The following is a 16,934-nucleotide window of genomic DNA, read 5'->3' as shown; positions in this document are numbered from 1 at the left end:
CAAGCCCCTGGGCATGGCGTATCAACGCTGCTCCGAAAAAAGAAAGCGGAGCACGGAATGCGGATCTTGTTATCGACTTACGGCTCGCGCGGCGACGTCGAGCCTTTGGCGGCGCTGGGCGCGGCCTTGCAGGCGCATGGCGTCAATGCCCGGGCGAGCGCGCCGGGCGACGCGGAGTTTGCGGCGCTGGCCGCTCGCGCCGGCGTGGCTTTTGCGCCGGCCTTCGCGCCGGTGCGCGAATGGGCGAAGGAAATGGTCAACCGGTCGCGATCGGCGTCGCCCGAGGACCGGGCCAGGCTCATCTCCGGCCAGGCGGCCGAGATCGCCGCCAGGCAATATGAGGCGCTGAGCGCGGCCGCCGAAGGCTGCGACGCGGTGGTGGCGTTCGGCCTTTTCCCATCCTGCGCCGCCGCGCGGCTGGTCGCGGAACAACGCGGCATGCGCTACGTGCTCGGCACGTTCTGCCCCATCTGGCTGCCGTCGCAGCACAACCGGCCGCACGAATATCCTGGACATCCGCTGCCGGCCGGCGTGACCGACAACCGGCTGCTGTGGGAGACAGACATCCGGACCAAGAACGCGCTCTTCGGCGAGGCGATCAACGGCCGGCGCGCATCGCTCGGATTGCCGCCGGTGCAGAATGTCCGGGACTATGTCTACGGCAATCCCGTCCTGCTCGCCTGCGACCCGGTGCTGGGGCCATGGCTGCCCTCGGACCTGATCGACGCCGTGCAGACCGGCGCCTGCATCCTGCCGGACGAACGACCCCTCCCCGATCGGCTCGACGCGTTCCTCGATGCCGGCCCGCCGCCGGTCTATGTGGGCTTCGGCTCGATCTCGGTCGCCAGCGAAACCGGCCGCGCGGCCATCGAGGCGATCCGCGCCAGGGGCCTTCGCGCGGTGCTCGCACAGGGCTGGGCCGGGCTCGGTCTTATCGATGATCGCGACGACTGCTTCGAAGTGGGCGAGGTCAACCAGCAGGCGCTGTTCGGCCGCGTCGCCGCGGTCATCCATCACGGCGGCGCCGGCACCACGGTCGCCGCCGCGCGGGCGGGAGCGCCGCAGGTGGTCGTGCCGCAGATCGGCGACCAGCCTTACTGGGCCAAGCGCGTGGCCGAGCTGGGCATCGGGGCTGCGCATGGCGGCGCGGTGCCGACGACGGAGTCATTGCCCGCGGCCTTGGACGTGGCGCTGGCGCCAAAGGTCAGGATTCGCGCTCGAGAAGTGGCCAGCGAGATCCGCGCCGACGGCGCCGAAGCCGCAGCCAAGTGGCTGATCGAGTGGTTGGGCCAGTAGTGATCTTACTGCTTCAACTCCGCCAGCCCCCTTTGGAACGGCGCTGGCGAGATCTGGATCGGGCCGGAAAAGGGCTGATCCATTTCCCTGATCAAATAGATGCCGTGGCGACCAGCGCCGCCGACATGACGAACCTGCCGATCACGATGGTGTTGCGCGGCGCCCGGAAGCCGAAGCGTGCTTGCCAAGCGGGCGCGCGAAGACGCCATAGGCGGGGGCTACATCACGAACCCGCTTCCAATACCAGGCGAAGGCGCTATCTATGGCGCGGGGGCGGCTCCCAACCATTTCACGAGGCAATCCATGACAATTCGCGCTGTCGTCTGGGGCGAGAACATCCATGAGCGGACCAATGAGGTGGTGGCCTCCATCTATCCGGAAGGCATGCATGCGACCATCGCCAAGGCGCTGAATGCGGACAAGGCGATCTCCGCCTCGACCGCGACGCTGGAGCAGCCGGAGCACGGCCTGCCGGAATCCCGCCTCGCCGAGACCGACGTGCTTGTCTGGTGGGGCCACAAGGACCATGGCGCCGTCGCCGACGAGGTGGTCGAGCGCGTTGCAAAGCGCGTCTGGGAAGGAATGGGCCTGATCGTGCTGCATTCCGGCCATTTCTCCAAGATCTTCAAGCGGCTGATGGGCACGCCCTGCACGCTGAAATGGCGCGAGGCCGGCGAGCGCGAGCGGCTCTGGGTGACCAGCCCCAGGCACCCGATTGCCGAAGGCCTGGGCGAGTTCTTCGAACTCGAGAACGAGGAGATGTATGGCGAGCAGTTCGCCGTGCCGGAGGCGCTGGAAACCGTCTTCATCTCCTGGTTCCAGGGCGGCGAGGTGTTCCGCTCGGGCCTCACCTACCGGCGCGGCGCCGGCAATGTCTTCTACTTCCGGCCCGGGCACGAGACCTATCCGACCTACCACGACGCCACCGTGCAGAAGGTGCTGCGCAACGCGGTGAAGTGGGCGCACAACCCGCAAGGATCCGAGCCCGCCATTCTCGATGCGCCGAACGTGCCGGTCGAGAAGGCGCTGGAGCCGATCGTCGAGCGCGGCGGCAAGCTGCACGCGCATGGCGAGGCCGGCTTCCGCTAGAAAACATTTCCCTCTGTGCTTGGGATTGCGCGGAAACAGCGCCTGGGCCACATTCGCCTGGCGCGATTGAATCGAACCAAATCGCTCGGAGGAGCATAAATGCGGCTTTTGATACTCGGAACCGGCTGGATGGCGCAGGAACATGCCCGCCGCTTCGGCGCCATCGAGGGCGTCGACATCGTCGGCGCGGTTGACGTCGATGCGGCTCGCGTCGGCGAGTACGCCGACGCCTACAAGATCCCGAAGCGCTTCACCTCGCTTGAGGCGGCGCTCGATTGGGGCGATTTCGACGCGGTCGCCAATGTCACGCCCGACCGCATCCATCATCCAACCACCATGGCGCTGGTAGCCGCCGGCAAGCCGGTGCTGTGCGAGAAGCCGCTGGCCGAGAATTTCGGCAAGGCCAACGAGATGGCCGATGCGGCGGAGGTCGCCGGCATCGTCAACATGGTCAACCTCACCTACCGCAATGTGCCCGCGTTGCAGAAGGCCCGCCAGATGGTGCAGGCCGGCGAGATCGGCACGGTGCGCCATGTCGAGGCGTCCTATCTGCAGAGCTGGCTGGTGTCGAAATTCTGGGGCGACTGGCGCACCGATCCGAAATGGCTGTGGCGCCTGTCGCGCGGCCACGGCTCGAACGGCGTGCTGGGCGATGTCGGCATCCATATCCTCGATTTCGCCAGCTATGGCGCCGCGCTCGACATCGACCATGTCTTCTGCCGGCTGCGCGCCTTCGACAAGGCGCCGGGCAACCGTATCGGCGAGTACCAGCTCGACGCCAATGACAGCTTCGCCATGACGCTCGACTTCTCCAACGGCGCCTTCGGCGTGGTGCATGCCAGCCGCTGGGCCACCGGCCATATCAACGAACTGCGCCTGCGCATCCATGGCGACAAGGGCGCCGTCGAGGTCGTGCACAATCTCGACGGCTCGATGCTGAGGGCTTGTATCGGCGGCAATGTCGAGAACGCCAAATGGGAGGAACTCGACGCAGGCTCCGTGCCGACCAACTACCAGCGCTTCGTCGAAGCGGTGAAGAGCGGCGTGCAGACCGAACCGACCTTCCGCCACGCGGCTGGCCTGCAGAAGGTGCTGGACCTCGCCGTGGTGTCGGATGAGAAGCGGGCGGAGTCGAGGGCCGACGCGGATATGCAGTGAGGGCGTTTCCTCGCCCCGCCAAAGGCGGGGAGAGGTGTCCGCGAAGCGGACGGAGAGGGGCCTTCGTAGGGCGCTCCCCTCTCCGTCTCGGCTTCGCCGAGCCACCTCTCCCCACTTCGTGGGGCGAGGAACGGGTCACGCTCCGCGATAAATCCCCACAGCCGCCGCTACCAGCGCCGCATTGCTTTCGGCCACGCTGCCGTCCGGCAACTCCTTCCCGTCCTCCAGCCCAACCCGCGTCGAGAATTTCCGCAGCGCCGCCCGCTGAACAAAAGGCCACACGGTCGCGTTCTCGCCATGCAGCAGGATCGAGCGGCGGATACCCTCGCGCTGCAGCACCTTTTGGATGCCGTTGGCGACGGCGAAGGCTTCGTCCAGCGCCTGTTCGGAAATCTCGATCAGCACGCGCAGCACCCGCCCGCCATGGTCGAGACTGGCAAGCCTGAGCGCGTCGCCGATCGAGGCCAGCCCCGCCTCGATGCCGACGCCGCGGCCGCGCAGGGCCTCCATCACCTCGGGCGCCGCCGCCTCGCTGAGATTGACCGATGCGTAGTCGGGCAGCTCGCGCCAGCCGGAGATGGCGACCAGCGTGCGCAGATCGTCCTTCTCGATCCAGGCGCCGGTGGAGACGCCGATCAGCGTGCCCGGACAGGCTCTGCGGAGCGCTGCGACCGTCCTATCCATCGCCTCCGGCACAAGGCTCTCTTGGCCGTCGGCGCCACGCGCATGGACATGCAGCTCTGCCGCGCCGCTCCGACTGAGGCCGCAGCGTCGCGCGCCATAGCTTCTGGATCGAGCGGCAATGCGGGATGGAAGTCGGCGGGACGGGCGCCGTTGATGCAAGCCTGGACGATCATCTTTGCGGCAATCCTGTTTCGGCTGGAGGGAGCCTAGCGCAGGGCCAGGATGATCGGAACGGATATGGCGAAGTCTCCTGACAGGCCGGGCCAACAAAGGAGAAATCCCCCTGGCCCGACAGCCAGGGGGTAAGCATCCCCTTCGGTGGTTTCGGCCCTTGAAAGCCCCTTACGCCGGCACGCGCTTCAGCGCCTGCGCCATGCAGTGGATGCCGCCGCCGGTCTTGGAGATCTCGCTCATGTCGACGGCTGCGACCTCGAAGCCGCGCGCCTTCAACTGGCCGATCAAGGTCTTGCTGGAGGTCGGCGCGATCACCCTGTCCTTGCCGAGCGACATGAAGTTGCAGCCGAGCGCCATCGTGTCCTGGAAGGGCACGTCGATGATCTCGTGGCCCTTGCCCTTGAGCCAGTCGACAATGCCGGGCTCGGTGCAGGCGAGGCAGACGGCGGTAAGCTTTTCCGCGATCGGCACCACCATCAGGTCGATATGGACATAGTACTCGTCGATGAAGGCGAGACGCGTCTCCCAGCCTTCCTTGTCGAACCATTCCTTCACCTGGCGGGCGCCTTCTTCCTGGGTGCGGGCGCCGCCGCAGCCGATCAGCACAACGCCGTCCTCGATGACGTTGAAGTCGCCGCCCTCGAAGGTGCCGGCCGTCACCATGTCGTAGATCGGGATGCCGAGCTTCTCATAGGTGCGGATGGCGGCGTAGTTCTCGCCGCGCCGCCACCAGTTGGCCATGGCGGTGATGAAGGCGCCGTAGGGCGTCATGACGCTGGAGTCGCGCGAATAGACCTGCATCGGCAGTTCCGGCGTCGGCTCATGCCAGTGGATGTTGACGCCGAAATGCTCATAGGCTGCGACGAGGTCCTTGTGCTGCGCCTGCGCGATCTGGACGTTGCAAGGCGCCTCGCGCAGATGTTTCCTGGATAGCGAGCTGGTCGACAGGTGGCGCAGGAAGTTCGGCGAGCCGAGCAGCACGTCAGTCAGCACATCGGTCTCGTTGGCGAAGCCCCAGGCGGTCAGCGGCTTGGTGCCGCCATTGGGGTTGCGGCGCTGCAGCGAGAAGGGCTCGGCGACGATGCGGTCATGGACGGTCATGGGGTTCTCCTCTGGACTGTTTTGTTGATGGGTCATGCGGTGGAAGCGGCCGGGATCCACCAGTCGCGCCCACGCGGCGTGGTGACATATTCCGGCCAGCGGAAGTTGATCGGCGGTTCATAGTCGCAGAGCGGCGCGATCCAGTTCGAGCCGCCGATGCCGCCGCCGGTCCGCCTGACGAACTCGTCCATCGCGGCATCGCGCGCGGCCTTGTCCTCCAGCAGGCGCAGTGCCGTCAGCGCGACCGTCTTGGCGGCGCAGGTGACCATCGGATCGATGGTGGCGGAGATGCCGCCCAGCGCGTTCATCGCCCAGGATGGATAGACATGGCCCTTGGCCGCGCGCAGCGCCGGGCGGGCGATGTAGAAACGCGATGTCGGCGCGTGCCAGCTCATGTCGGTGTAGTCGTCGGAGGTGGAGTTCACCTGCGAGGGCGGCAGGTCGCGGCGCAGGATCGCCTCGGCCTCCTGCGGCGCGATAAGCCGCTCCAGCTCGTCGATGAACGGGTTTTCGGTCGCCTCGCCGCCGGCATTGACCTGGACCTCGCGCCCGATCGCCCTCGCCTCTTCGTTCCATTGCGGCGCGCCGACAGTGGAGAGCGCCTGATAGGTGATATCGGCCATGGCGTGGTTGGCGAGCCCCGGCCGCGACTTCGAGACCCAATGACGCTCGTAGCGGCAGCCGCTCATCCTGGCAGCGGCTTCGGCGTTACGGTCGAGCACCGCGGTCACCTGTTCGGCCATGGCGATGGTCGGCACGCGGATCATGTACTGGATCTCGGCAAGGCCGGCCGGCAGATTGTCGGCGGTCGCCTGCCCTGCCGTCAGGATCGCCTCGCTGATCGACCAGCCGCCCTGATGGGTGAGCATGGAATCGCGCAGCGCCTTGGAGGCCATGTACATCATCATCAGCGCGTCATTGGCGCCGGGCGCCCGCACCGCCGAATGCGCCTGCGGGATGGGTGCTGCGTCGCTTGCCGCGCGGCCCCAATTCTCGGGCTCGTCGCAGACGAAGCGGTAGATCATCGAATAGGCGGCGCCGCAATGCGTGTCCCAGCGCGCGGTGTTGCAGAGCGGCAGCATGTAGAAGGGATGGAAGGAGATCATGCCGGCAAGGCCGTCATAATAGCCTTTTGCCGCATGGATCGGTTTCGAGCCCCGCACCTTCTCGGCCGGCTCGCCGGTGAAGCGCAGCGTGCCCTTGATGCCATGCTCCAGCATCGCCGCCTTAGTCGCGAGCAACCCGCCGAGGCTGCCGATGCCGAGGCCCGAATGCGGATCGGTGTGGCCGCCGGCCTGAAATCCCAAGCCTTCTCGCGGCCGCTTCACCGTCGCGGCGTCCTGGCAGTTGCCGGGCACGGCGTCATACTCGCCATACATGCCGATCACCGGGCCGTCGCCATTCGTCCAGTGGGCGCAGAAGGCCGTCGGCATGCCGCCGGAGCCTTCCTCGACCGAGAAGCCTTCGCGCTTCAGCCGCTCGACATACCAGGCCGCCGATTGATATTCGCGCCAGGCGGTCTCGCCGAAATCGAAGATGGTGCGCGTCCAGGCCGACAGCAGCGGCTGGATGCCGTCGATGCAGGCAAGCGCGGTTTCCTGCGCTGAACTCGTCACCGGTTTGTCCATGGTGCAAGAAAAGCAGTGAAGCGGCTCATCAAAAAGTGATATGTTTTCCCGGCTCGTGCAAATTCGGTTCACCTGAGGCCTCTTGCGAATACCCTCCACGCAGGCGCTGCGCGCCCTCGACAGTTTTGCCCGTCACGGCAGCGTATGGCGCGCCGCCGACGAGCTTCACCTCACCCGCAGCGCCGTCTCGCATCAGCTACGGCTGCTTGAGCGCGACCTCGGCTTCGATCTCCTGCAGCGCATCGGCAAGGGCGTGGCGCTGACGCCGCGCGGCCAGCGCTACGCGGCCGACGTCAGGAAGGCGCTGACCGTGCTCGGCGACGCGGGGACGCACAACAACGGTGCCGGCGTCGGCGGCTCCTTCGCCATCTCCTGCCCGCCGGGCTTCGCCTCGATGTTCCTGTGCACGCATATCGGCGAGTTCCAGCAAATGTATCCGGATGTGGCGCTGTCGGTGCTCACGCCGCGGCGGCTCGACGACGTCTCAAATCCGGACGCCGACGCCTTCATCGCCTTCGGGGTCGGCAACTGGCCGAACCGGGCCGTGGAACTGCTCTGCGAAGTCTCCTTCACGCCGCTCTGCAGTCCAAGGCTGCTCAACAAGGTCGGCGGCTTTTCCAAACCCGCCGACGTGCTGCGCGCCAGCCTGCTCCATCTCAGCGACACCGAGGACTGGGCGCGCTGGCTGGCGCTGTCCAAGGTGGAAAATCCCGATACCGAAGGCGGCATCTTCTTTTCCGACATGAACCTCGTCTTCTCGGCGGCGATCGCCGGCCAGGGCATTGCGCTGGGCGACGAGCTGACCGGCCGCCAGGCGCTGAGCGAAGGCCGGCTGGTCAAGCCTTTCGAGGCGACCGTCCCCTCGCCGCGCTCCTATTTCCTCGTCTTCGAGCACGCCAAGGCGGGGCACCCGGTGCTCAACGCCTTCGGCGACTGGCTGAGGGCGAAGCTGTCGGAGAGCAGGGTTTAGATTGAGTGCTGCCGCCCTCTCCGGTCGTCATCCTCGGGCTTGACCCGAGGATCCATGCCGTGACGTTGGCCGAAGTGTGCGGCGGGCGAGAATTCTGGACCGTTGCAACGCTCGTGTGTAACGGTGTGGATTCCAGGGTCTGCGCGCGTCGCTTCGCTCCTTGCTCCGCCCTGGAAAAGGGCATGAAGGCTTTCGCCAATCGCGAACGTTAGTGAGCGCCGAACGCCCGCGTCTGCACACGCTGTTGCCACCTGCCAATACGGGTCACCCGTGAATCAAATTTGCCGATCAGGCGAAAACTATTCGGTTGCGGTGAGCCGCAGCCATGCCTACGATTTCATTGGGAACTGAGGAAAGAGCCAGGATGCAGCAACCCGGCCGGGCCGCAGAAATCAAAGCGAACGGGATCGGCAAGAGCTTCGGCTCGTTCCGGGCGCTCGATAACCTGTCGCTCGATATCGGCCGCGGCGAGTTCCTGACGCTGCTTGGCCCTTCCGGCTCCGGCAAGACCACTTTCCTGATGATCCTAGCTGGCTTCGTGCAGCCGAGCGAGGGCAGGCTTTTCAGCGACGGTGTCGACATCACCAACCGCCCGGCGGAGCAGCGCGCCGCCGGGATGGTGTTCCAGGGCTATGCGTTGTTCCCGCATATGAGCGTGGAGCAGAACATCGCCTTCCCGCTCAGAGTGCGCAAGAAATCCGCCTCGGAAATCAAGAGCCGTGTCGGCGAGATGGTCGAGCGCGTCGGCCTCAAGGGGCACGAGAAGAAACTGCCGGCACAGCTTTCCGGCGGCCAGCAGCAGCGCGTGGCGCTGGCCCGTGCGCTGGTGTTCGAGCCGGGCGTGCTGCTGCTCGACGAGCCGTTCTCGGCGCTGGACAAGAGCCTGCGCGGCCAGATGCAGGCCGAGATGAAGCGGCTGCACCAAGAGACCGGCACAACCTTCGTCTTCGTCACCCACGACCAGAGCGAAGCGCTGGCGCTGTCCTCGCGCGTCGCCATCTTCAACCACGGCAAGCTCTTGCAGGTGGGCCGGCCGGATGAGGTCTACGACCGGCCGGCGAACCGCTTCGTCGCCGAGTTCCTGGGCGAGATCAACATGCTGCCGGTGAAGGGCGTGCGCCCCGCCGACAATGGCGCCACGGGGCTCTGCGAGGACCGCGCGGTCAACATGCGCTGCAAGGCGGAGGCGATCAAAGGCGACGCCATCCTCGCCATCCGCCCCGAGGACATGTCGATCGCGCCGGAAGCGTCGGTCAACCAGAACGGCATTGCCGCGACGGCCGTCGCCTCGACCTATCTGGGCGCGGCGACCAAGCTCGACCTCACCACGCGCCAGGGCGCCAGGGTCACCGTTTCGGTGCCGAACGAAGTGGCTGCGGCGGCGCTCAGCAAAGGCAATTCGGTCTGGCTTACATGGCCAGCGGAGAAGGGTTTCCTCCTTCCGGATGGAGGACAGTAAGCACCGCCGTCGCGGCCAGACACATCACCGCGGCGGCTTCCGGTTCAAATCAACGACAAACAAGGGGAACTGACATGAGCGATACAAAGAAACAGACGATCGAATCCCTCGCCGAGCGGACCAAGCGCGGCGAGATCTCACGCCGCCAGTTTGCGCAACTAGCGGGCTTGGCGCTCGCCGGCACGCCGCTGTTGTTGCGCTCGACCGGCGCCTTCGCCGAGACCAAAGGGCTGGTGCTGGTGAACTGGGGCGGCGACGCCATCACGGCTTACGACGCCGCTTACGGCCAGGCCTTCACCAAAGACACCGGCATCCCGGTCAAGATGGACGGCTCGGGCCCGACGGAAGGCGCCATCGCCGCGCAGTTCAAGAGCGGCGCGCCGACCTGGGACCTGGTCGACGTCGACCCGTTCTCGGCGATCACGCTGGGCGGCCAAGGCATGCTCGAGCCGATCGACTACAAGATCGTCGACAAGAGCAAGATGCGGCCGGGCTTCGGCTGGGAGTATGCAGCCTCCACCTACTTCTTCTCCTATGTGATCGCTTACGACTCGCAGAAGTTCGGCTCCAACGCGCCGACCGGCATGGCCGACTTCTTCGACGTCAAGAAATTCCCAGGCAAGCGCTCGCTCTACAAATGGGGCGTGTCGAGCTGGGAAGCCGCACTTCTGGCCGACGGCGTCGCGCCTGCCTCGCTCTATCCGCTCGATCTGAAGCGCGCGCATGACAAGATCGCCGCCTTCAAGGAAAACGTCGTCTCCTATTGGGGCGGCGGCGCCGAAAGTCAGAGCGTGCTGCTCAACGGCGAGGCCTCGATGGCGATCGTCTGGTCGACGCGCGCCTCGCTGATCGAGCAGGACTCCGGCGGCCAGATCAAGTTCATCTGGGACCAGGGCCTGATCTCGCCCGGCGCGCTGGCGGTGCTCAAGAACAACCCCGGCGGCAAGGACGCGGCGATGAAGTTCATCGCCAGCACGCAGGATCCGCAGAAGGAGCTGGTGATGTTCGACAAGCTCGGCCAGGGTCCGGCCAATCCGGCGGCCGACGCGCTGATCCCCGCCGACAAAAAGCGCATCAATCCCGTCGATCCGGACAACATGAAGAAGCAGATCGCGCTCGACATGGAGTGGTACGCCAAGAATTACGGCGCCGCGCTCGACGAATACACCAAGATCATCTCCGCCTGATCAGGGCGGAGACTTTCTCACTGATGAGAGGCACCCTCTCCGACAGGATGGGCGCGGCGCTGCTGATGGCGCCGCTGCTTCTGTTCCTGGTCCTTGCCTATGCCTGGCCGTTCCTCGGCGTGGTGAAGTGGAGTTTTACGCTTCCCACGCCCGGGCTCGGCCAGTACCATGCTTTGCTCACCGACGACCTGGTGCAGTCGGTATTCATCCGCACGCTGCGCATCGCGGCGATCGTCACTCTCGTCTCCGTCACCGCCGCTTACGCCATCACCGTGGTGTGGGTGCGCGGCAGTCCGCTGCAGCGCGTGCTGGCCGAATTCTGCATCCTGGTGCCATTTTGGATCTCCGTACTCACCCGCGCCTTCGGCTGGGTGGCGCTGCTCTCCAATCGCGGCCTGATCAACACCTGGCTGCAATCGATCGGCTTCATCTCCGAGCCGCTGACACTGGTGCGCAACGAATTCGGCGTCATCGTCGGCATGTCGCATTTTTTGATCCCCTTCGCGGTGTTCCCGCTGGCGTCCGCCATGCGCAGCCTGGACGAGCGCGTGCTGCTCGCGGCGCGCGGGCTCGGCTCCAGCCGCATGCGCACCTTCTGGACCGTGTTCGTGCCGATGACGCGCTCCGGCATCATCGGCTCGGCAATGATCACCTTCGTGTTCTCGCTGGGCTTCTTCGTCACGCCGGCAATCCTCGGCGGCGGCCGCAGCGTGATGATCGCGGAGCTGATCTATCTGCGCATCTTCCAGAGCCCGGACTGGGGGCTGGGCGCGGCTATCAGCGTCGTGCTGGTGGTGTTCGTCGGCGCGCTGATGGCGCTGCTTTTCCGCTACGTCAAACCGAAGCAGCTGGTGTAGCGATGCCAACCTACCGTCCTGGGCCTGTCTCGCTCCTCCTCGCCGTGCTGGTGGCGCTGTTCCTCCTGATGCCGCTGCTTGCCGTCATCCCGGTGTCATTGACGCCGAGCCGCATGCTGACCATGCCGACGGGTGAATTGTCGCTGCGCCACTACCGCTCGCTGATCGAGGATCCGCGCTGGCTGGAGTCCATCCTGCTGTCGATCCGGATCGGCGTGGTGAGCAGCGCGCTTTCCACGGTGCTGGCACTCGCCTTCAGTCTCGGCGTGTGGATGTTCCAGCCGCGCTTCACCGCAGCCCTTGTCGGCTTCGTGCTGCTGCCCATGGTGGTGCCGCCGGTGGTGTCGGCGGTGACGCTCTATTTCCTGCTCACCTCGGTCTCCGGGCTCACCTCGTTCTTCGGCTATGACACCTGGCTCGGCGTCGCCATGGCGCATTCGGTGATGACCGTGCCTTTCGCCACGGTGCTCATCCTGGTGTCGCTCAGCCAGCTCGACCGGCGCATCGATCTTGCCGCGCGCGGGCTTGGCGCCAGCGTGTGGGAACGCGCGACGCGCGTCATCATGCCCAACATCAAGTTCGGCATCGTCACCGCCGCGCTGCTCTCCTTCGTGCTTTCCTGGGAAGAGATCGGCGTGACGCTGTTCATCACCTCGGTGAATGCGATCACCTTGCCGCGCCTGATGTGGATGGGCCTGCGCGACAACATCGATCCGGCGATCGCGGCGCTTTCGGTGATCCTGATCGTCATCACGGTGCTGGTGCTGGCGGTGAGGAGCGTGATCACCAGACAGAAGGCGTCGCCGTAGAGCGGTTGCGTTCACGGAAAAAGAGGCCCGCCAGGAGCGGCGAGCCTCTTTACGGAGCCGAAGTGGAAGCACGGCACCGTCATGATCCGGGGGTGTGGATCGACTCGAAATCTAGCCAACAGGGCTCAGCCGGGCGACTTACAAATCCGTAATCTCCGGTCGGTCTGCGTGCCCAACCGGCCAGGAAAAGCCTGTTCTATCATCGGTTTGCGGAGAGCATCCGACATCGAGACAGCGCTTTTCAAAGAAACGTGATGAACCGTCTGTCCAACCGGCGGGACGGCGGAGCGGCTTGGAAACGCAGCGGAACCGGGGCGGCGTCGCGACGCGCCCGCTTCATAGCAGTCTGCGCCATCAAGGCGCCGCACCGGACGAAGGCCCCCCGGCCTCGCCCGTGCGTAGCAGTCCGTTCAGGCGGCCTGCGGCCGCCGCATCCTCTCGACGAAGGCCTGCCTTGCCGGTCCGGCAAGCGGCTTGTCCGTGGTCAGCAGGCCATCGAGCAACGCCAGAAGTTCGCGCGCTGCCGAAGACTTGCAGGAATAATAGACCATTTGACGATCACGGCGGGTTTCTACAAGGCCAAACCTGCGCAGTTTGGCCAGGTGTTGCGACAGCGCTGATTGGCTGAGTTCGACCTTGTCGGCGAGCACGCCGACAGAGAGTTCGCCCTCGGCGAGGTAGTTCATGATGAGCAAACGCTTTTCGTTGCCCATCACCGCAAGAAAGGCTGCCGCGCTTTCTGCGTTGGCGGTAAGTTTCTTGGTAACCATCGATTTCCCCATGCTTCATGCTCTTCCGAAGGCCATGGGGGCAATGGCTTCAGAATTCCAGAGCGTTGATGAGCCTGCCCCGGTTTGGACGCGGGACCTGCCCTGCTTCTTTTCGACCAGAACCCCTTCGTAACCCGGTTGCCACCACGTCGAGGTTGCTGGTCTCGGACAGAACGCGCGGTGCTTTTTCGGGCTCAAGTCAATGCAGACTCGGAAAAATTCCGCGCTGCTAATACGTATCAGCGCAGCGCTCGTTCGGCAAGAATATAACGAGGCCGGCAAAACAGCGGCCAGCCTCAGGGCAAGAGCGGCGTCAGCCGAAGCGCATGGCAAGGATACCTTGCAGCGACTCACGCTCAACCTTCAAACATGCTAATATTAGCCGGGCAAAAAAGGAGCCCGGCGCAAGGAGGAAGCCATGTCCATCGCGTCCAATGCCCGCAACACATTCACTCCCGACGAGACGGCCATGCTTGGCCGTGTCTATGAGAATGGCAGCGTCGAGGGCGAGACTACCGAGCAGAAGGAAGCACGCGCCTCGCGCATCCTGGCCAATTACATGGCCGGCATCACCGACGAGGCGGAGTTGATCGAGCTTTCGCGCAGGCCGCTTGGAAGATGAGCAACGTGATCCGCCCACGCGAGGCGGCTTCACGTTAGGTTGACGTTCCGGCACGGAACGCAACGGCAGAATATCGTGTTCCGACATGTTCGGGAGGTTTCGCGATGATCCAGGGATGGTTCTCCAAGCCGGTTGAAGTCGCCGTCGGCCTTTCCGGGTCAATCCGCCACATCTCCAACGCCGAACAAGCCGCCGAGCTGCTGACCGGCCAATGGCGCGATGCCGGCAGTGCGCTGCATGGCGAGGCGCTGCGGGCCTGCCGCCGCGCGATCCGCGGCGACGTCACGGCCGATGCCGCCAGGGAGGCCTTCGTCGTCGCCGCGCGCGAAGCGCATGTGCTGGTCGAATAGGGCATGGCAGCGCCTTATTACACGCGGCTGCCTATCGATAGAAAAGCCACAAAAGCACCAGCACCGCGAACGCAGCCGGAGAGAGCAGGATTCAAGCCCGAAAAATACACATGGCCAGGGAAAGCGGCGTGAGCATGCCTGGGCGGTGTCGGACCTACCGAACGCGCAGATTGACGGGAAGGCGACGCGCTGTTCGAAACGCGCGCATGATCCGTCTCAGCATGCGAACGGTTTTGCCGGACCTCGTCGTAGAGCCCGAAAGCGGTCGCCATCAACGTCGCGGCGGTCATGACGAGTGCAAGCACGGCGATAATCATGAGAGGTTTTCCCGCGTTTCATCAGCCTTGCGGATTCATTAGCGCCGTCCGCGAGGGTGCTGCAGTGACTTTGGTCACACGATTTTCAGCCGTCCGGAGCACGGATTGGTCGGCCCGTGAGACTGTCCGAATGCTGTCCGTTCCGGTCATGAAAATTCTCGGAACCTAACGCATGATGGTTGGTTAATGCGCGGGTCCGCAATCGCCTCACGGACCTGCATCGGACGCCATCCGGCACCGATTGCTTGCTCAAAAAGACAATCATAAGAACGGAGGAAGTGATGAACGATGTCTGGTTTTCCGAACCAGTCGTGATCGATTTCCAGCCAAACGGCCAACGCAAGGTATCGAGCTGCTTCGAGGCGATGGAATGCCTCGACCTACGTTGGCCGGGACAGGCGCGCGACGGCGCCTGGCGCTCGGCGAGCCGTGTCTGCCGTGACGCGCTTGACGGGCTGCGCAGCCCGGTGGAAGCCCGCAAGACGCTGCGCAAGGCGGCGAAGATCGCCGGGCTGCTGGCGTAGCCTCGATTCCCATGGCGTCCCGTTGGGGCGTCGCCAAGCCCGTCGCGGTTTCCCATTGCCGCGGCGGGCTTCCATTTTCCGTTCAAGGGAAGTTACGGCCGGCGCATACTGCGGAACGCGTTCAAGCACGCATCCCGTAGGGTACATGAAAACGCCGGCCGCTGGGCTTAGGGGCTGCCTGACGGGTTCAGGCCTTTCCATTTCGGCGAGTCGGGCGCCGGGCCGCAACGCGAGCGCCGGAGCATGGTAAACGCCAGGTTAATATCCACAGCGCATGGCCGAACGAGCCAGCAGGCAGACGACGGCCTTTTCAGGCGAAACCGCCAAGCACTTCCGGAAACTGGACGGCCATCGCGCCTTCATCCGCCTGCCTGGCATAGATCGCGTGCATCCTGCTGCCGTCATACCTGGCCCTGCGGCGCTGCACGTCCTTGCCGAACAGGCCGGCAACTGCGTCGAAGCGCCGGAGGAAGCGCTTCACCACGCCGCGTTCGAAGGGTATGCGCTGCTCGAAAGGCCTGCCCCAGGGCGTGTCCCTTGCCAGATCCCGCCAGATGCGCAGCGCTTCCAACTCGACCCCGACCTGATTGCCCCACGGCTTGCCGCCCGCGAAATGCCTGGCCCAGGCTTGCGAGAAGCCCCCCAATTCTCCGAGCGACTGCAGGTTCCAGTTTGGATGCATCGTCTGCCATTTGCCCTCGAAGACGACGTTCAGGGCATTTTGGTCGTTCATGCTTCCGTCAATAGCGGTCTTTCGCGTGCGCTCCAGCAGCGCATTCTCCCGGACAGCGTTCATATCGAAGACGACGACGCCCGAATTGAAATATGGCGCGCCTGGCGCCAGCTTGAGCTTTTGCCGGTAAGAGGGCCGGAAATACATGTAGTCGTCGTGGGCGGCGAGCAGCGGGGCGCGCAGCCGCTGCCTGGCAAGGTCATTGATGTCCCGGTTGAAGAGAACGTCGCAGTCCGTGTATGCGATGCGGTCATACGGCTCGAAAACCGGAAGCCGATCGGCGAAAAGCCGAATGTAAGCGGCAATGCTGTAGGTTCCGAAGCGAAAGCCGAAATTCGTCATGAAGTCGGCGACATCGACCAGCTCGACCTTGCCTTCCAGCAGATGCCGGGCGACTTCAATATCCGCCTGGCTCGCGCCGGTGTAGAGCAGAAAGCCGTCGATCGGGGTGGAGACATCCAGTATCCGGCGCGCCGTCAGGCAGGCATATGGGAAGTAGCCCGCATCCGTCGCCAGGAAGAAACACGACTTCATCGTTCCGCTAACCGCCGCCCGTCATTTCGTTGCGGTGCCTGCGTCAGAATGCCTCTCGATAAAAGTCTCGATCGGGCCGGTCAGCAGACCCGCCTCGCGTTTGACCTTGTCATCGTCCCAACGCCACCATTGGATGGCGAGCAGCTTTGAGATGACGTCCTGCGAAAAGCGGTATCTGATCAGCCTTGCCGGCGACCCGCCGACAATCGCGTAAGGCGGCACGTTCTTCGTGACCACCGCCCCTGCCCCGACGACAGCGCCGTCGCCGATCTCGACGCCCGGCAAAATCATGGCGCCATTGCCGATCCAGACGTCATTGCCCACGGTGATGCCAGCCGGCTTGCTGTCCTCCGCGATCGGCTCCGGCTGCTTCAGCAGCCGGCTGTAAATCGGAAACGTGGTAGCGCTCGCGGTCGGATGCTGGCCGGAGCAAATGAAAAGCACCCGGCCGGCAACCGAGCAGAAGGCCCCGACCCGCAGCGGGGCCTCCTTTGCGGGAAACAGGACCTTTCGCCATGTCACGCCATAAGTGTGGCGGCCAACCGTCACATGCTCCGGCAACTTGGAACGCGCGTCCTTGAACCATCTGGAAATCGTCGACATCTGCAAACCTCAGCGGCAGCCGTGCAGCGACATAGCCGCTGTTAGATATAACCTACAAGCCCAGGGAAC

Annotated in this window: 17 protein-coding genes and 1 pseudogene; 11 read left to right on the top strand and 7 right to left on the bottom strand. The window is 64.8% G+C overall.

Annotated features, from left to right (window positions below):
* The first annotated feature begins 57 nt into the window (after positions 1–57).
* From EJ068_RS27175 to EJ068_RS27165, 3 genes are all read left to right on the top strand, one after another.
* A complete protein-coding gene (locus tag EJ068_RS27175) occupies positions 58–1,296 on the top strand; it encodes a glycosyltransferase (RefSeq protein WP_127253791.1) in 1,239 nt (412 codons plus the stop codon).
* A gap of 303 nt (positions 1,297–1,599) precedes the next feature.
* The gene (locus EJ068_RS27170; protein WP_127253792.1) at positions 1,600–2,385 is read left to right on the top strand and encodes a ThuA domain-containing protein; all 786 of its coding nucleotides are present in this window, start codon (positions 1,600–1,602) and stop codon (positions 2,383–2,385) included.
* 99 nt (positions 2,386–2,484) lie between these two features.
* On the top strand, positions 2,485–3,543 hold the full coding sequence (locus tag EJ068_RS27165) for a Gfo/Idh/MocA family oxidoreductase (protein ID WP_127253793.1): 1,059 nt from the start codon (positions 2,485–2,487) through the stop codon (positions 3,541–3,543).
* Between the two features lie 135 nt (positions 3,544–3,678).
* Here the strand turns inward: EJ068_RS27165 and EJ068_RS27160 are convergent.
* The 3 genes and pseudogenes from EJ068_RS27160 to EJ068_RS27150 all read right to left on the bottom strand — a co-directional run bounded on the left by EJ068_RS27160 (position 3,679) and on the right by EJ068_RS27150 (position 7,130).
* A pseudogene (locus EJ068_RS27160) lies at positions 3,679–4,400 on the bottom strand (3-keto-5-aminohexanoate cleavage protein).
* A gap of 169 nt (positions 4,401–4,569) precedes the next feature.
* On the bottom strand, positions 4,570–5,502 hold the full coding sequence (locus tag EJ068_RS27155; protein ID WP_127251871.1) for a dimethylarginine dimethylaminohydrolase family protein: 933 nt from the start codon (positions 5,500–5,502) through the stop codon (positions 4,570–4,572).
* A 32-nt stretch (positions 5,503–5,534) separates the two neighbouring features.
* Entirely contained in the window at positions 5,535–7,130 is a 1,596-nt protein-coding gene (locus EJ068_RS27150; RefSeq protein ID WP_189342602.1) for an amidohydrolase, read from the bottom strand.
* Between the two features lie 82 nt (positions 7,131–7,212).
* On the opposite strand from EJ068_RS27150, the gene EJ068_RS27145 reads away from it, so the two are divergent.
* From EJ068_RS27145 to EJ068_RS27125, 5 genes are all read left to right on the top strand, one after another.
* Positions 7,213–8,100: a LysR substrate-binding domain-containing protein gene (locus EJ068_RS27145; RefSeq protein WP_127251873.1), complete on the top strand. Its 888-nt coding sequence runs from the start codon at positions 7,213–7,215 to the stop codon at positions 8,098–8,100.
* Between the two features lie 364 nt (positions 8,101–8,464).
* Positions 8,465–9,559 carry an ABC transporter ATP-binding protein gene (locus EJ068_RS27140; protein ID WP_126078146.1) on the top strand — a complete coding sequence of 365 codons (1,095 nt, stop codon included), beginning with the start codon at positions 8,465–8,467 and terminating at the stop codon, positions 9,557–9,559.
* 74 nt (positions 9,560–9,633) lie between these two features.
* Entirely contained in the window at positions 9,634–10,746 is a 1,113-nt protein-coding gene (locus EJ068_RS27135; protein ID WP_126078147.1) for an ABC transporter substrate-binding protein, read from the top strand.
* 23 nt (positions 10,747–10,769) lie between these two features.
* Positions 10,770–11,603: an ABC transporter permease gene (locus EJ068_RS27130; protein ID WP_127251875.1), complete on the top strand. Its 834-nt coding sequence runs from the start codon at positions 10,770–10,772 to the stop codon at positions 11,601–11,603.
* Positions 11,604–11,605: 2 nt separating this feature from the next.
* Positions 11,606–12,412 carry an ABC transporter permease gene (locus EJ068_RS27125; RefSeq protein WP_127251876.1) on the top strand — a complete coding sequence of 269 codons (807 nt, stop codon included), beginning with the start codon at positions 11,606–11,608 and terminating at the stop codon, positions 12,410–12,412.
* A gap of 410 nt (positions 12,413–12,822) precedes the next feature.
* Here EJ068_RS27125 and EJ068_RS27120 read toward each other — a convergent pair whose 3' ends face one another.
* Positions 12,823–13,182, bottom strand: a complete 360-nt coding sequence (locus EJ068_RS27120) for a metalloregulator ArsR/SmtB family transcription factor (protein WP_126078150.1) — start codon at positions 13,180–13,182, stop codon at positions 12,823–12,825.
* A 418-nt stretch (positions 13,183–13,600) separates the two neighbouring features.
* Here EJ068_RS27120 and EJ068_RS27115 point away from each other — a divergent pair, with 418 nt between their 5' ends.
* On the top strand, positions 13,601–13,804 hold the full coding sequence (locus EJ068_RS27115) for a hypothetical protein (RefSeq protein WP_126078151.1): 204 nt from the start codon (positions 13,601–13,603) through the stop codon (positions 13,802–13,804).
* Between the two features lie 104 nt (positions 13,805–13,908).
* Positions 13,909–14,154: a DUF982 domain-containing protein gene (locus tag EJ068_RS27110; RefSeq protein WP_126061703.1), complete on the top strand. Its 246-nt coding sequence runs from the start codon at positions 13,909–13,911 to the stop codon at positions 14,152–14,154.
* 17 nt (positions 14,155–14,171) lie between these two features.
* On the opposite strand, the gene EJ068_RS27105 is transcribed toward EJ068_RS27110, so the two are convergent.
* Positions 14,172–14,471: a hypothetical protein gene (locus EJ068_RS27105; protein WP_127251877.1), complete on the bottom strand. Its 300-nt coding sequence runs from the start codon at positions 14,469–14,471 to the stop codon at positions 14,172–14,174.
* A 281-nt stretch (positions 14,472–14,752) separates the two neighbouring features.
* On the opposite strand from EJ068_RS27105, the gene EJ068_RS27100 reads away from it, so the two are divergent.
* Entirely contained in the window at positions 14,753–14,995 is a 243-nt protein-coding gene (locus EJ068_RS27100) for a DUF982 domain-containing protein (protein ID WP_042638153.1), read from the top strand.
* A gap of 310 nt (positions 14,996–15,305) precedes the next feature.
* Here EJ068_RS27100 and EJ068_RS27095 read toward each other — a convergent pair whose 3' ends face one another.
* Positions 15,306–16,262: a glycosyltransferase gene (locus EJ068_RS27095; RefSeq protein ID WP_127251878.1), complete on the bottom strand. Its 957-nt coding sequence runs from the start codon at positions 16,260–16,262 to the stop codon at positions 15,306–15,308.
* A 21-nt stretch (positions 16,263–16,283) separates the two neighbouring features.
* Positions 16,284–16,865 carry a CatB-related O-acetyltransferase gene (locus tag EJ068_RS33745; RefSeq protein ID WP_129554932.1) on the bottom strand — a complete coding sequence of 194 codons (582 nt, stop codon included), beginning with the start codon at positions 16,863–16,865 and terminating at the stop codon, positions 16,284–16,286.
* Between the last annotated feature and the right edge of the window lie 69 nt (positions 16,866–16,934).

The organism is Mesorhizobium sp. M2A.F.Ca.ET.043.02.1.1 (assembly GCF_003952405.1).
In the GTDB taxonomy this organism is placed as follows: domain Bacteria; phylum Pseudomonadota; class Alphaproteobacteria; order Rhizobiales; family Rhizobiaceae; genus Mesorhizobium.
The sequence above is the reverse complement of the archived record's forward strand: the minus strand, read 5'-3'. Positions and strand labels throughout refer to the sequence as shown.